Annotated in this window: 1 protein-coding gene; it reads right to left on the bottom strand. The window is 71.9% G+C overall.

Annotation, left to right across the window (positions count from 1 at the left end; all coding sequences use genetic code 11):
* Positions 1 to 613: UDP-glucose 4-epimerase GalE (gene galE, locus AKJ13_RS29895; protein WP_064774695.1), on the bottom strand; the 613-nt coding region annotated here is incomplete at both ends.

Below are 613 nucleotides of genomic sequence, written 5' to 3' on the forward strand. Positions count from 1 at the left end.
ACGATCCGGGCCGGATCGCCCGGACGGCGCGGGCACAGCCGCACCTCGAAATCCCGCCCCGAGATCCGCTTGACCACCTCGATCACCTCCAGCACCGAGTAGCCCCGGCCGTAGCCGCAGTTCAGCGTCAGGCTCTCGCCGCCCCCGCGCAGGTGGTCGAGCGCCACCCGGTGCGCCTCCGCCAGGTCCGAGACCTGGATGTAGTCGCGCAGGCACGAGCCGTCCGGCGTCGGGTAGTCCGTGCCGTAGACGTCGAGCCGCGCCCGCCGCCCGAGCGCGGCCTGGGTCGCCACCTTGATCAAGTGCGTGGCGTCCGGGGTCGACTGACCCGAGCGCCCGGCCGGATCGGCGCCGGCGACGTTGAAGTAGCGCAGCACCACGTACGTAAAGCCGTGGGCGGCCGCCGCGTCGGCGATCATCCACTCGCTCATCAGCTTGGAGCGGCCGTAGGGGTTGATCGGGTTGAGCGGCAGGTCCTCGGGCACCGGCACCACCTCGGGCTCGCCGTACACGGCGGCTGTCGAGGAGAAGATCACGTGGCGCACGCCCGCCCGGGTGGCGGCCTCGATCAGGGCGCGGGTCTTGACCGTGTTGGCCAGGTAGTAGCCGAGCG

The organism is Methylobacterium sp. ARG-1, from assembly GCF_001262595.1.
Classification (GTDB): domain Bacteria; phylum Pseudomonadota; class Alphaproteobacteria; order Rhizobiales; family Beijerinckiaceae; genus Methylobacterium; species Methylobacterium brachiatum.